Genomic DNA, 14,449 nt, shown 5'->3' on the forward strand with positions numbered 1-14,449 from the left:
AAATAAGTAGGCTTAAAGTCTTGACGGGGATAAGCGCCCGGAACGTAATGGGTAGTGAGGTCCCAGGGGTGATCCTTCCGGTGCCTCCGCGGCTGGATCACATGAGCGGGATGTGGGGACGCTTCGCGCCCTCCACGTCGTGATCGGCCATGTCGACATTCACCACCTCGCCGCACCATGCCTTCTTTCGTGGTGTCACCGGTGAGGCGCACCATCCTGGGAGAAGCACGTGACCGATCGAACGAGCCCTGCGGCCGAGGCCCGCCCTGGCCCGGCGTGGCCGTCCCCATCGGTGTCGTGATGGCCGGGAGGCCGCCTCCGCCGCTCCGCCGATCGCGGTCACCATGCCACGGAACGGCATGATCCGGACGATCCCCGACCTGGATCCGCGCAGCCGGCCGCCGCCGCACGTCTTCCCGTTCGGCGACGGTCTCCACCTCGGGAGGGCGTCACCCACCTGAGGCGGAGGGCGTGACCTGACCCACACCCCCCACCCCCCGAAGGAACCACCGTGCAACCATCTTCGCCTGCCATGGCGCGCAGACCGGTCCTGACCGGTATCGTCGCCGGGTTGCTGGCCGCGGCGTTCACCCTCGTCGCCCCCGTCACCTCCACCCTCGCGGCCACCCCGGCCCTGCACGCGTCATCATCCGGCGTCAACGGAGCGGGTTCGTCGTCCCAGGCGCTCGCGCTGAACATCCCGGCGTCCGACTACCAGCAGATCTCACTCGCGTCGGGCGGTAACGAAATCGGCGAGGCGATGTCACTGGCCGTGTTGCCGAACCGATCGGTCCTCCACACGGCCCGCGACGGCACACTGCGCGTGACCGACGTCAACGGCAACACGAAGGTGTCCGCCAGGCTCAACGTCTACACCCATGACGAGGAGGGCCTGCAGGGAGTCGGAGTCGATCCGAACTTCGCCACGAACCGGTACGTCTGGCTGTACTACTCACCCCGGCTGAGCACGCCGAACGGCGACGCCCCGGCCACCGGCACCCAGGCGCAGTTCGACCAGTGGAAGGGCGAGTTCTACCTGTCCCGTTTCACCCTCAAATCGGATGAAACGCTCGACACGGCCAGCGAGAAGGTGGTCCTGCGGGTCGCCAACGACCGTGGTCAGTGCTGTCACGCGGGCGGTGACATCGACTTCGACGCGCAGGGCAACCTGTACCTGACCACCGGCGACGACACCAACCCCTTCGAGTCGAGCGGCTACTCCCCGCTGGACGAGCGGACCAACCGCAACCCGCAGTACGACGCCCAGCGCTCGGCCGGCAACACCAACGACCTGCGCGGCAAGCTGCTGCGGATCAAGCCGCAGGCGGACGGCACCTACACGATCCCCAGCGGCAACCTGTTCGCGCCGGGGACGTCGGGGACGCGGCCGGAGATCTACGCGATGGGTCTGCGCAACCCGTTCCGGATGAGCGTCGACAAGGCGACCGGCGTCGTCTACCTGGGCGACTACGGGCCGGACGCGGGGTCGACCAACTCCAACCGGGGACCGAGCGGTCAGGTGGAGTTCAACCGCATCACCTCCGCCGGCAACTACGGCTGGCCGTACTGCACGGGCAGCAACACCACCAACGAGACCTACAACGAGTGGAACTTCGCCTCCAACAGCACCGGTGCGAAGTACAACTGCTCGGGAGGCCCGACCAACAACTCCTTCCGCAACACCGGACTGACCACGCTGCCCCCGGCCAAGCCGGCGTGGATCAAGTACGCCGGTGACTCCGGCTCGCCGCCGGAGTTCGGCGGCGGCTCGGAGTCGCCGATGGGCGGCCCGGTCTACCGGTACGACGCGAACCTGAACTCAAGCGTCAAGTTCCCCCAGTCGCTCAACGGACGGTTCTTCGCCGGCGAGTACGGCCGCCGCTGGATCAAGGCCATCGAGGTGAAGAGCGACGGCGGTTACGGCGAGATCTCCTCGTTCCCGTGGTCGGGGACGCAGGTGATGGACATGGCCTTCGGTCCCGACGGAGCGCTGTACGTGCTGGACTACGGCACGGGAAACAACAACCAGGCGCTCTACCGGATCGAGTACATCGGCCAGGCGGCCAACCGCAACCCGATCGCGAGGGCCTCGGCCGACAAGACCTCGGGAGCGGCTCCGCTGACGGTGAACTTCTCCTCGTCGGGCAGTTCCGACCCCGAGGGCGGCGCGCTGACGTACTCGTGGAACTTCGGCGACGGCACCACCTCCACCGCCGCCAACCCGACCAAGACCTACACCACCAACGGTTCGTACACCGTCACGCTCACCGTGCGCGACCCGCAGGGGCTGACCGGAGGCGCGAGTGTCAGCGTGACCGTCGGCAACACCGCCCCGTCGGTCACGCTCACGTCGCCGGGCGACGGTCAGCTGTTCTCCTTCGGCGACACGGTGCCGTTCCAGGTCAGCGTGAGCGACCCCGAGGACGGCACGATCGACTGTTCGAAGGTGACGGTCACCTACTCGCTCGGCCATGACAGCCACGCTCACCAGATCACCTCCAGGAACGGCTGCAGCGGCTCCATCGCGGTGCCGGTCGACGGCGAGCACGACTCCGCGGCGAACATCTTCGGTGTCTTCGTGGCCTCCTACACCGACGGGGGCGGTCTGACCGCCACCAGCAGCCGGACGCTGCAGCCACGGCACCGGCAGGCCGAGCACTTCGGTGCCCAGCAGGGCGTGCAGACGGCGGACCACACCAGCGCCGAGGGCGGCAAGACCGCGGGCTTCGTCGACGACGGTGACTGGATCTCCTTCCAGCCGTACAACCTGAGCAACGTCACGAGCTTCACCGCGCGGGTGTCCTCGGCGGGCGCGGGCGGCCGGATCGAGGTACGGGCGGGCTCGGCCACGGGCACGCTGCTGGGATCGGTGAACGTCACGAGCACCGGTAGCTGGGAGACCTTCGCCAACGTCTCGGCGAACATCAGCGGCGGGCCGAGCGGCGCCACGACGCTGTACCTCGTCTTCCGCGGCGCGACCGGTCAGGGCTACCTGTTCGACCTGGACGCCTTCACCTTCGGCACCGGCACGACGCCCAACCCGACGCCGACGCCGACGCCTTCCGGGGACACGAGCGCGTTGCGCGGGGTGGCGTCGAACCGATGCCTGGACGTCAGCGGCGCCTCGCAGACCAACGGTGCGGCGGTGAACATCTGGGACTGCAACGGCCAGACCAACCAGCGGTGGACCTCGACCAGTGCGGGTGAGCTGCGGGTGTACGGCAACAAGTGCCTGGACGTGAACGGGGCCGGGACCGCGAACGGCACGGTGTTGATCATCTGGGACTGCAACGGTCAGAACAACCAGAAGTGGCGCTTTAACTCGGACGGCACGATCACCGCGATCGGTAGCGGAAAGTGCCTGGACGTGTCCAACTCCGGTACCGCCAACGGCACCAGAGCGCACATCTGGACCTGCCAGGGCAGCACCAGCCAGAGATGGAACCGCGTCTGAGGCGGTCCGCCTCCTACGCGACCCCGACCACTTCACGAGCACCTCATCGATGTGGCGCCCGGCGCGGCCCGGCTCATCGCCGAAAAGGCCTCGCCGGGCGCCACGATGGAAGGACACCCATGCTTCGACATCTGACATCCGCCGCGGGCGGCGACCGGAGGACACCTGTGCTGCGACGCCTCTCGGCCGCCGCGGTGGCGCTCACCGCCGCCGCCGCCACGATGATGGTCCCCGCCGTCCCCGCCCAGGCCGCCGCCTTCAAGGTGCTGGTCTTCTCCAAGACGGCCGGGTTCCGGCACGACGCGATCCCCGTCGGTATCCAGGCCATCCGCGACCTGGGGGCTTCCAACGACTTCACCGTGGACGCGACCGAGGACTCCAACGCCTTCAGCGGGTCCAACCTCGCCCAGTACAAGGCGGTGGTGTTCCTCAACACCACCGGTGACGTGCTGAACGACACCCAGCAGAACGCCTTCCAGTCGTACGTGGACGGCGGCGGCGGATACGTGGGAGTCCATTCGGCCGCCGACACCGAGTACAACTGGCCGTACTACGGGCAGCTGGTGGGTGCCTGGTTCAACAGCCATCCGGCGATCCAGCAGGCGACGGTGCGGAACGAGGACCGGGCGCACGCCGCGACCGCCCATCTGGGGACGACATGGTCCCGGTCCGACGAGTGGTACAGCTATCGGAGCAACCCCCGTCCGAACGTGCGGGTCCTGCAGAACCTGGACGAGAGCAGCTACAGCGGCGGTGGCATGGGTGACCACCCGATCACCTGGTGCCGTCCCCAGGCCTCCGGCCGCTCGTTCTACACCGGACTGGGGCACACCCAGGCGTCGTACTCGGACTCGAACTTCCGCACGCTGCTGCTGGGCGGAATCCGGTACGCGGCCAAGGCGGTCAACGCCGACTGCCGCCCGGAGACCGGCTACACGGCGTTGTACAACGGGTCGACGACGGGCTGGTCGCAGGCCGGTCCGGGATCGTTCGCGAACAGCAACGCCACGCTGAGCTCCCAGGGTGGCATGGGCATGCTCTGGTACAGCGCCAAGGAGTTCGGCTCCTACTCGCTCAAGCTCGACTGGAGACTGACCGGCGACTCCAACTCGGGGGTGATCGTCGGGTTCCCGGCCACCAGTGACCCGAACGCGGCGCTCAACACCGGACACGAGGTGCAGATCGACGCGACCGACAGCGCTGACAAGACGACGGGGGCGATCTACGGCTTCAAGGCGGCGGACATCGCCGCACGTGACGCTGCGCTGAACCCGCCGGGCCAGTGGAACACCTACGAGTTGCTGGTGGAGGGTGAGCGGCTGCAGGTCTTCCTGAACGGCACGAAGATCAACGACTTCACCAACACCGACCCGGTCCGCTCGCTCCAGCAGGGCTACATCGGCATCCAGAACCACGGGTCCGGCGACGTGGCGGCGTTCCGCAACATCCGCATCAAGGAACTGACCACCCCGACCCCGACCCCGACGCCAACTCCGACCCCGACCCCGACCCCGACGCCCACCGCGAGCACGAGCGCGTTGCGCGGGGTGGCGTCGAACCGGTGCCTGGACGTCAGCGGCGCCTCGCAGAGCAACGGTGCGGCGGTGAACATCTGGGACTGCAACGGCCAGGCCAACCAGCGGTGGACCTCGACCAGTTCGGGCGAGCTGCGGGTGTACGGCAACAAGTGCCTGGACGTGAACGGGGCCGGGACCGCGAACGGCACGGTGTTGATCATCTGGGACTGCAACGGTCAGAACAACCAGAAGTGGCGTTTCAACTCGGACGGCACGATCACCGCGATCGGCAGCGGCAAGTGCCTGGACGTGTCCAACTCCGGCACGGCCAACGGCACCAGGGCGCACATCTGGACCTGCCAGGGCAGCACCAGCCAGAGATGGAACCGGGTATGACCGTGATGTGACGTGACTCCGGAGCCGGTCCGCCCTCGGCGGGCCGGCTCCAGGGGCGTCCTTGGACGGGGCCGACTGATCCGGCGAGACGGGGCGCGGCTGTCAGCTGTAGAAAGCAGAAGGCCGCCAACGTCCCTGAGCTGGGATTTTGGCGGCCATTTGACTTGATCAACCCATGGATTCCATGGGAGATGGTGGACGATACAGGGATTGAACCTGTGACCTCTTCCGTGTCAGGGAAGCGCTCTCCCGCTGAGCTAATCGTCCTCGGGTGAATCAGAGCGGAAGACGGGATTCGAACCCGCGACCCTCACCTTGGCAAGGTGATGCTCTACCACTGAGCCACTTCCGCGTATTCGCTTCGGGTTTCCCCTCGGCGCTCGCACTACTTTACCGGATCCCGGAGGGTCCGATGGTCGTGCGTTGAGGTGGAGACGGGATTTGAACCCGTGTAGACGGCTTTGCAGGCCGTTGCCTCGCCTCTCGGCCACTCCACCGGTCAGGCCCCTGGAGGCCCGCCGGAGCGGAAGACGGGATTCGAACCCGCGACCCTCACCTTGGCAAGGTGATGCTCTACCACTGAGCCACTTCCGCGTGATCCCCGGGAAACGGCTCCGGGGCACGTGAAAACTCTAGCGCCTCCGCAGGGCGAATGTGCGCAACGAGCCGGATCATCGGAGAGCCTCATCCGGTGACCGATCGGACGTCGGAGGCCCGGACGAACATGATCCGGTGCCCGAACTGGATCTGCCGGTAGCGGGCGTCGCCCGTGACGACGCGGTGTTCCGACGGGTCGAAGGAGGCCGCCCTGAGGTACGAGCCCCGTGTCGCCGGGCCGGAGCTGTAGGCCTGCCCGGCGGGTATCGAGTACTGCAGCGGGGTCAGGGTCTGTGCGGGGACGCTCTTCGGGTAGGCGGGTTTCTGCGGATAGGCCCTGCCGTACACCTTGACCGGGGAACGGCCCGGCCTGGGCGTCACCAGAGGGCCGGACGCGCGCACCGAGGTGGGGGCCGCGGCCGGGTCGTGGAACCACGCCTTCTGGCCGAGGTACCAGATCGCGGTCCAGTCGCCCCTGCGCTCGGCGAGCGCGTACCGCTGGCCGGTGGAGGCGCGGGCGGCGTGATCGTAGACGCTGTACGTGGAGTCGCCGGTGGGGTGCTTGCCGATGTCCTTGACCAGCGGCGCGGTGGCGGAAGGGCGCGTGCGCAGCCAGACCGAGGCGGCGCCCAGGTCACGGCACCCCCCGCCGCAGCCGGTGAATCCCGGTCTGTTGGTGCCGTAGTCGGGCCTGATCAGCACCGAGCGCGCGGCGTCGCCACCCGAGGCGCGCAGCGGCCTGCCGAGCAACTCGAAGTAGTGGGCCCAGTCCCAGTAGGGGCCGGGGTCCTCGTGCATGCCTCCTACGGTCTCCGGGGTGGTGCCCGGCACGTTGTCGTGCCCCAGGATGTGGGCCCGGTCGAGGGGAATGTCGTACTTGGCCGCGAGGTGGCGGACCAGCCTGGCCGAGGCGAGGTACATCGCCTCGGTGTACCAGGCGCCGCCCTTGGCCAGATAGCCCTCGTGCTCCAGGCCGATGGAACGGGAGTTGACGTACCAGTTTCCCGCGTGCCAGCCGATGTCCCTGGCCCGCAGGTGCTGGGCGATGTGGCCGTCGGCGGAGCGGATGGTGAAGTGCCAGCTCAGATAGGTGGGGTCTTTGACCAGGCGGGTCATCGCGTCGTAACTCGTCTCCCCGTCGTGGATCACGATGTAGTCGATCTCCCGAGGGCCGTCGGAGCGGTCGTGATTTCCGTACCCGCCGCCGGGGAGCCGTTCGTAGGCGGCGGGGAGCCACTCGCAGGAGACGTTCTTCGGGCAGTCGGGTCCGGGAGCGGGCACCATGGCGATCTTCTTGACGGGGCTGGGCGCCGGGGTGGGGACCGGAGTGGGGGTGGGGGTGGGGGTGGGTGACGCGGAGGGTGGCTCGGAGGGCGAGGCGCGCCGTTCCAGGGGGAGCGGCGCTCGCGGCTCGGACGGTCTCGAGGGCTCAGCCGGGGCGGGCCGCGCGAAGGCCGCGAGGGACGCGGGAGACGACGCGGGAGACACGGAAGGCGGCGTGGAGGGCGCGGAAGGCGCAAAAGGTGTAGAAGGCGCAGGAGGCGCGGGGGGCGTGGGCAGGTCGGGTGTGGCGGGGAGGGCCACCCGCTCGCCGTCGTCGGTCACCCGTGCGGCACCGGCCCTGATCGTCGCGTAGACCTCGTCGGCGAAGGAGAGCGAGGCATCCTCTCCCGCCGCGCCTCTCTCCCGGGTGCCGGGGTAGCGGGCGACGGCCTCGTACCAGCCGGCCGGGTCGTCGCGAGGGCCCCCGCCGGCACGGCGCCGGTAGTCGGCGAGCAGCGCGGCGCCGCCCATGATGTTGGCGGAGGCGTCCTCGCGCAGCCGGTCGGGGGGCAGGCCGGTCAGCTCGGAGGCCCGCCGCAGGGTGTCTCGCGGCCGCTCCTTCACGACGGACGGAACGGCGATCACGCGAGGCCGGGTCTCGTCGCCGCGCGGGTCCTCCCCGGCGCCGTGGGGCCGTCCGGGTGCGGCTCGGCCGTCGACCAGGTGCATCGGGCCGTACCCCGCGGAGACGCTGGGCCGCCCGCCGTGGCCCTCCCAGCGGGATTCCAGGTAGGAGACCGCGAGCAGCACGCTCTGTGGCACCCCGTACGTCCGTGCGGCCTTGGTGAAGGCGGCCTGCCTGCCGGACCGCGCCCTCGTTCCCGCCGTCGCCGTCGCCGTGCCGGACGGTGTGGAGGTCCCGGAGAGGGGCGAGGGCGTCCAGGGCGCCGGCCGACCCCCGGGACGTGCCGCCTGCGCGGGGGCGACCGAGGCGAGGACGGCGAGAGCGGTGACGACGGTGATCCCTGGCAGGCGGCGCATGGCGGTTCCTCCCCCTCTGGCAACTACCTAGAGTTATCAGAGATTACCGACTGTCGCGCATTGTGGTGAGGTTGTGATGTTGAGGAGATTCTCTGCCCGAAATCGGGCAGGAAACTTGGTGTGGTCCCTCCGGGATGCGTATGGTCCTGATCTGTGTCCACGGCACGGAATCCGCATGAGGATCTGATCACCCACCTGACCCGGACGAGCGCGCTCGGTCCCGGCGAGGCGGCGCGGGTCGTCGCGGACGTGCTGGCCTACTTCTCCGAGTCCGCCGACGAGTTCGTCCGGCGGCGCCACGCGGAGCTCAGGGCCAGGGGGCTGGTCAACGACGAGATCTTCCCCAGGGTCGCCGCCGAGCTGGCGGTACGCCGTGTCGCGGCACCCGAACTCTCCCTGCGACAGCTTCGCCGGATCGTCTACGGGTAGCAGGCGACGGCACCTCGATCGTTTAGTGATGTTCATGAATAAGGAGCGGTTACATGTGCGGAATCGTGGCCTATGTAGGGCCCAAGGACGCGGCGCCCATTCTGCTGGAGGGCCTGCAGCGTCTTGAGTACCGGGGCTACGACTCGGCCGGTGTGGTGATCTCCAACAAGGGCCTCAAGATGCGCAAGGTCAAGGGCCGGGTGGCCGACCTGGCTGCGGTCGTGCCCGCGCGGTTCAAGGGCGGCCTGGGTATCGGTCACACCCGCTGGGCCACCCACGGCGCGCCCAGCGACGTCAACGCCCATCCGCACCTGTCCACCGACGAGCGCATCGCCGTCGTGCACAACGGCATCATCGAGAACGCCGACGAACTGCGCGCCAAGCTGGAGGCCGACGGTGCGATCTTCCTGTCGGAGACCGACACCGAGGTGCTGTCGCACCTGATCGCCCGTACGGTCAAGGAGGCCGACTCGCTGGAGGAGGCCGTGCGGACCGCGCTCAAGCGGGTCGTCGGCACGTACGGGATCGCGGTGATCGACTCCGAGCGTCCCGGCGAGGTGGTCGTGGCGCGCAACGGCAGTCCCATCGTGCTGGGCATCGGCGAGAAGGAGATGTTCGCCGCGTCCGACGTGGCCGCGCTGGTCCGCTACACGCGCCAGGTGGTGCACCTGGAGGACGGCGAGATCGCCGTGCTGCGGGCCGACGGGTTCAACACCTTCGCCAGCGACGCGCGGGAGACGGCCAAGGAGACGCTGACCGTCGACTGGGAGGCCGGGCACTACGACACCGGCGGCTACGAGCACTACCTGCTCAAGGAGATCTCCGAGCAGCCCGACACGGTGGCCAGGACGCTGCGCGGGCGGCTGGACGACCGCTTCCACATCGCCCATCTGGGCGGTCTCAACATGGACGCGCGGGAGAGCCGCTCGTTCCGCCGAGTGAAGGTCATCGGCTGCGGTTCCGCGTACTACTCGGGCCAGATCGGCGCGCAGCTCATCGAGGAACTGGCGCGCATCCCCGCCGACGCGGAGCCGGCGAGCGAGTTCCGCTACCGCAGTCCGGTGGTGGAGGCCGACACCCTCTATGTGGCGATCAGCCAGTCGGGCGAGACCTACGACACCCTCGCCGCCGTGCAGGAGCTCAAGCGCAAGGGCGGCCGGGTGCTCGGCATCGTCAACACGGTGGGCAGCGCGATCGCCCGCGAGTGCGACGGCGGCCTCTATCTGCACGCGGGCCCCGAGGTCTCGGTGGCGAGCACCAAGGCGTTCACCTCGACCGCCGTGGCCTTCGCGCTGCTCGCGCTGCACCTGGGCCGGGTGCGTGACCTGTCTCCCGCCGACGGCCGCAGGATCTGCGACGGCCTGCGCAGGCTGCCTGACCAGATCAAGGAGATCCTGGCGCTGGAGCCGCAGCTCAAGGAGCTGGCAGGCAAGTACGCCGAGTCGCCGAGCATGATGTTCGTGGGCCGGGTGAGGGGCTATCCGGTGGCCCGCGAGGGCGCGCAGAAGCTCAAGGAGATCTCGTACGTGCACGCCGAGGCCTATCCGGCGAGCGAGCTCAAGCACGGGCCGCTGGCGCTGATCGGCCCGGACATGCCGACGGTGGCGATCGTCCCCGACGACGAGCTGCTGGACAAGAATCTCACCACGCTGGGTGAGATCCGCGCCCGGGGCGGCCGGGTGCTCATGGTGGGCCACCGCGGCGCCGACCCCAAGCTCGCCGACGACTGTGTCGTGGTGCCCAAGAACGAGACCGAGCTGGACCCGATCCTGCTCTCGATCCCGCTGCAGCTCTTCGCCTACCACGCGGCCGTGGCCCTGGGGCGCGACGTCGACAAGCCCAGGAACCTGGCCAAGAGCGTCACGGTGGAGTGAGCCCCGCGCCCTTCCCCTCCCCCCGTCTCATCACGGATAGTGATGAGGTACTAACCTCTGGTATAGGGGGTTCTTGGGGGAAGGGGCGCTTATGCGCCGTAGGGGGTTTTTCGCGCTGGCGGCGGGGGTGCTGGTCGCCGCGGGGTGCGGCGCGAACGGCGCCGGCTCGGTGGTGAAGCGCCTGTTCGTCCTCGAACCGACCGCCGACGGCCATGGCTGGGACAGGATCGCGGGCAGGCTGGCGACCGTCGTGGTCCAGGCGGGACTGGCGCGTACCGCGATGGCCGTCGAGCGGGGCGGCGCCCTGGGCTCCGCCCCTCGCGACGCGTTCGGCGCCTTCCACGGCCCCTTCGCGCGAGAGGGCAGGCTGCTCGTCACCGCGATGCCGATGGTGGCCGCCGCGGAGATCGCCAACACCGTCGCCGTGGTGAACGCCGCCACCCCCATCGCCCGCCTGGTCGGCGACTGGTCGGTCCTGGTCGTCCCCTCCGACTCCCGCCTGCTGACCTTCGAGGACTTCGCCGCGCGGCTGCGTCGGAACCCGGCGGGGCTCGCGGTCGGCGGTCGTCCGGAGGGAGGCTCCGAGCACGTGCTCTACGGCATGATCGGCAAGTGCCTCGGGGTGGACGCCCGGCTGCTGGAGTATGCCGGATACCTCACCCCCGAGGACGCGGTGGAGGGGCTCCAGGTGGGCCAGGTGGCGGCCCTGCTGGGATCGGCGCGTGCCCTGCGGTCCGAGATCGCCGCGGGCCGTCTGCGGCCCCTGGCGGTCTCCTCCGGTGACCGGATCGACGGGATCGACGCGCCGACGCTCAGGGAGGTCGACGTCCGGCTGGAGTACAGCGACTGGTGCGGCCTGCTGGGGCCCAAGGACATGAGCCCGGAGGACAGGGACGCCGCGATCGCCCTGTGCGACAGGCTCGACGCCGCGCCAGGCTGGCGCTCCCTGTGCGCGGCCCACGGCTGGAGCCGGGTCTATCTCAGCGGCGACGACTTTCGCCAGTGGCTCTCCACCGAGACGGCCCGCGCCCGCGGTGTGCTTCACGAGCTCGGTCTGCTGAAGTCCTCCGACACAACTTGTTGGGGTAGTTGCGTCAGGCGCCCCTAGATGTAGGATCCTGCTCGTTGCTGGTTCGCCCCGAGGGGGGCGAGGCAAGAGGGAACCCGGTGAGATTCCGGGACTGCCCCGCAGCGGTGAACGGGAACGAAAGCCGTCATTGAGCACTGGGCGATCCACGCCTGGGAAGCGACGGCCGGTAGGCATGCGCATTGCGCCCGTGAGTCCGAAGACCTGCCGGTGACGTGAATGTCCAGGGCCTCGTGGGAGGGCTCGCGGAACGAGGCGATCCGGCGTGCCCGGGATCGCTCGCGGACGCGTGCCCATCCGGCGGAGCCGTGGGGGCGAGTCCGATCGAGCGAGGGGCACCACGTGACACAGGCATTGGCGGAGACCGCGACGGGGAGCACGGCGGCGACCGCGACGGGCGACAGCGGCGTCGAAGGTGCGGTGGTGGCCGCGTTGGGCCATGGCGGCGCGGGAAACACCGGAAGCGCCGGGAGCGCCGGGAACACCGGGAACACCGGGAACACCGAGAGCGCTGCGGTGGCCGCGCCGGGCGACGACGGCGCCCTGAGCGCCGGGAGCGCCGCGGACGGCCGCAGGCTGGCCATCGACGAGGCCGCCGCCCGGGTGATCACCGATCCGGAGAACTCCAGGGTCGCCGCCGCGATGCTGGCCGAGCTGATCGCCGACGAGGCCGCCGAGCACGGCGTCCGTACCTTCTCCGAGTCCGTCGCCGCGACCCACGAGGCGGGGCTGATCGCCGACGGACTCGCGAGGTTCGTGTCCACCCACGCCGCGGTCCTGGACGCGCTGGTCGATCCGGAGGCGGACGCCAGGTTCGAGTACTTCGGGCTGCGCACCGTCTACGACCGCTACCTGCTGCGCCACCCGCGGACGCGCAAGGTCCTGGAGCGCCCGCAGCACTTCTTCCTGCGGGTGGCCTGCGGCCTGGCCGAGACCGTCGAGGAGGCCGCCGAGTTGTACGCGCTCATGGCCACCCTGTCCTACCTGCCCAGCTCGCCCACGCTGTTCAACTCGGGCTCGCGCAGGCCCCAGCTCTCCTCGTGCTTCCTGCTCGACTCGCCCCGCGACGAGCTGGAGTCCATCTACGAGCGCTACGGGCAGGTCGCGCGGCTGTCGAAGTACGCGGGGGGCATCGGGATCGCCTGGACCAGGGTCCGCTCGCGGGGCTCGCTGATCCGGGGCACCAACGGCCACTCCAACGGCATCGTGCCCTGGCTGCGCACGCTCGACTCCAGTGTCGCCGCGGTGAACCAGGGAGGCCGCCGCAAGGGCGCGGCCTGCGTCTACCTGGAGCCCTGGCACGCCGATGTCGAGGAGTTCCTGGAACTGCGCGACAACACCGGCGAGGAGGCCCGCCGCACGCACAACCTGAACCTGGCCAACTGGATCCCCGACGAGTTCATGCGCCGGGTCGAGGCCGACGGCCCCTGGTCGCTGTTCGACCCCAAGGAGGTCCCGCACCTCACCGACCTGTACGGCGCCGCGTTCGACGACGCCTACCGGGCCGCCGAGGCCGAGGGCCGCTTCACCCGGCGGATTCCCGCCCGCACCCTGTACGGGCGGATGATGCGCACGCTCGCCCAGACCGGCAACGGCTGGATGACCTTCAAGGACGCGGCGAACCGGACATCAAACCAGACGGCGATGCCCCAGAACGTCATTCACCTGTCGAACCTCTGCACCGAGATCCTCGAGGTCACCGGCGACGCCGAGACCGCCGTCTGCAACCTCGGCTCGATCAACCTCGCCGCCCACCTGTCAGGGGACCTCGAGGACGGGATCGACTGGGCGCGGCTGCGCGCGACGGTCCGTACCGCGGTGCGGTTCCTCGACCGAACCATCGACCTGGGCTTCTACCCGACCCCCGAGGCGAGGGCCGCCAACCAGAGGTGGCGTCCGATCGGGCTCGGCCTGATGGGCCTGGCCGACGTGCTGTTCACGCTGCGGTTGCCGTTCGACTCGCCGCGCGCGCTGGAGCTGTCCACCCGGATCTCCGAGGAGATCGCGCTCGCCGCCTACCGGACCTCCTCGGACCTGGCCGTCGAGCGTGGCCGCCATCCCTCGTACGAGGAGACCAGGGCCGCCACCGGGGTGCTGCACCCCGACCACTACGGGGCCGCGACGTCGGCCGCGTGGACGGAGCTCAGGGAGCGGATCGCGGAAACCGGCCTGCGCAACTCGCTGATGATCGCGATCGCGCCGACGGCCACGATCGCCTCCATCGCCGGTTGCTACGAGTGCATCGAGCCGCAGGTCTCCAACGTCTTCAAGCGCGAGACCCTCTCGGGGGAGTTCCTCCAGGTCAATCGCTATCTCGTCCGTGACCTCCAGGCCCGCGGCCTGTGGACGGCGCCGATCCGCGACGCGATCAAGCGCGCCGACGGCTCGGTCCAGGACATCCCCGAGATCCCCGCCGACCTGAGGCTGCTCTACCGGACCGCCTGGGAGCTGCCGCAGAAGGCGCTGATCGACCTGGCCGCCGCGCGCACCCCGTACATCGACCAGTCGCAGTCGCTGAACCTCTTCATGGCCACGCCGACCATCGGCAAGCTCTCCTCGATGTACGCCTACGCGTGGAAGTCGGGCCTGAAGACCACCTACTACCTGCGCTCGCGCCCGGCCACCCGGATCGCGCAGGCCACCGTGGCGGCCCCGGCGGAGCGGGCCGTGCCCGAGGTCGTGCCCGGGGCGGTGCCCGAGGTCGTGTCCGAGGCCGTCGCCTGCTCCCTGGAGAACCCCGAGTACTGCGACGCCTGCCAGTAGCCGTCTCCGGTCTGCGAAAGACCTCAGA

General features: G+C 69.6%; 7 protein-coding genes, 4 tRNA genes and 1 riboswitch. Of the genes, 6 read left to right on the plus strand and 5 right to left on the minus strand.

Going from position 1 to position 14,449, the window contains the following annotated elements:
* Positions 1 to 532: 532 nt before the first annotated feature.
* Positions 533 to 3,454, plus strand: a complete 2,922-nt coding sequence (locus tag ACIBH4_RS03035; protein WP_362505265.1) for a lectin — start codon at positions 533 to 535, stop codon at positions 3,452 to 3,454.
* Positions 3,455 to 3,621: 167 nt separating this feature from the next.
* Complete coding sequence (locus ACIBH4_RS03040) at positions 3,622 to 5,367, plus strand: lectin (protein WP_362763263.1); 1,746 nt, start codon at positions 3,622 to 3,624, stop codon at positions 5,365 to 5,367.
* A gap of 192 nt (positions 5,368 to 5,559) precedes the next feature.
* Here the strand turns inward: ACIBH4_RS03040 and ACIBH4_RS03045 are convergent.
* The 5 genes from ACIBH4_RS03045 to ACIBH4_RS03065 all read right to left on the minus strand — a co-directional run bounded on the left by ACIBH4_RS03045 (position 5,560) and on the right by ACIBH4_RS03065 (position 8,268).
* Positions 5,560 to 5,634, minus strand: a tRNA-Val gene (locus ACIBH4_RS03045).
* Positions 5,635 to 5,647: 13 nt separating this feature from the next.
* A tRNA-Gly gene (locus ACIBH4_RS03050) sits at positions 5,648 to 5,719 on the minus strand.
* 74 nt (positions 5,720 to 5,793) lie between these two features.
* Positions 5,794 to 5,864 (minus strand) — tRNA-Cys (locus ACIBH4_RS03055).
* Positions 5,865 to 5,889: 25 nt separating this feature from the next.
* A tRNA-Gly gene (locus ACIBH4_RS03060) sits at positions 5,890 to 5,961 on the minus strand.
* A 90-nt stretch (positions 5,962 to 6,051) separates the two neighbouring features.
* Entirely contained in the window at positions 6,052 to 8,268 is a 2,217-nt protein-coding gene (locus ACIBH4_RS03065) for a peptidoglycan recognition family protein (RefSeq protein WP_362763260.1), read from the minus strand.
* A 153-nt stretch (positions 8,269 to 8,421) separates the two neighbouring features.
* On the opposite strand from ACIBH4_RS03065, the gene ACIBH4_RS03070 reads away from it, so the two are divergent.
* From ACIBH4_RS03070 to ACIBH4_RS03085, 4 genes are all read left to right on the plus strand, one after another.
* Positions 8,422 to 8,697, plus strand: a complete 276-nt coding sequence (locus ACIBH4_RS03070) for a hypothetical protein (RefSeq protein ID WP_362505274.1) — start codon at positions 8,422 to 8,424, stop codon at positions 8,695 to 8,697.
* 53 nt (positions 8,698 to 8,750) lie between these two features.
* Complete coding sequence (gene glmS, locus ACIBH4_RS03075; protein WP_362505277.1) at positions 8,751 to 10,571, plus strand: glutamine--fructose-6-phosphate transaminase (isomerizing); 1,821 nt, start codon at positions 8,751 to 8,753, stop codon at positions 10,569 to 10,571.
* A 91-nt stretch (positions 10,572 to 10,662) separates the two neighbouring features.
* Complete coding sequence (locus ACIBH4_RS03080) at positions 10,663 to 11,679, plus strand: tripartite tricarboxylate transporter substrate-binding protein (protein ID WP_362763257.1); 1,017 nt, start codon at positions 10,663 to 10,665, stop codon at positions 11,677 to 11,679.
* A 4-nt stretch (positions 11,680 to 11,683) separates the two neighbouring features.
* Positions 11,684 to 11,885, plus strand: a riboswitch (cobalamin riboswitch).
* Between the two features lie 115 nt (positions 11,886 to 12,000).
* A complete protein-coding gene (locus tag ACIBH4_RS03085; RefSeq protein ID WP_362505283.1) occupies positions 12,001 to 14,421 on the plus strand; it encodes a ribonucleoside-diphosphate reductase subunit alpha in 2,421 nt (806 codons plus the stop codon).
* Positions 14,422 to 14,449: the final 28 nt, after the last annotated feature.

The organism is Streptosporangium sp. NPDC050284, assembly GCF_044459525.1.
Taxonomy (GTDB): Bacteria; Actinomycetota; Actinomycetes; order Streptosporangiales; family Streptosporangiaceae; genus Streptosporangium.

What these genes read in the sequence shown, in the direction of transcription:
- ACIBH4_RS03035 (WP_362505265.1), top strand. Translation starts at nt 533, where the DNA reads ATGGCGCGCAGACCGGTCCTGACCGGTATCGTCGCCGGGTTGCTGGCC.
- ACIBH4_RS03065 (WP_362763260.1), bottom strand. Translation starts at nt 8,268, where the DNA reads ATGCGCCGCCTGCCAGGGATCACCGTCGTCACCGCTCTCGCCGTCCTC.
- glmS (WP_362505277.1), top strand. Translation starts at nt 8,751, where the DNA reads ATGTGCGGAATCGTGGCCTATGTAGGGCCCAAGGACGCGGCGCCCATT.
- ACIBH4_RS03080 (WP_362763257.1), top strand. Translation starts at nt 10,663, where the DNA reads ATGCGCCGTAGGGGGTTTTTCGCGCTGGCGGCGGGGGTGCTGGTCGCC.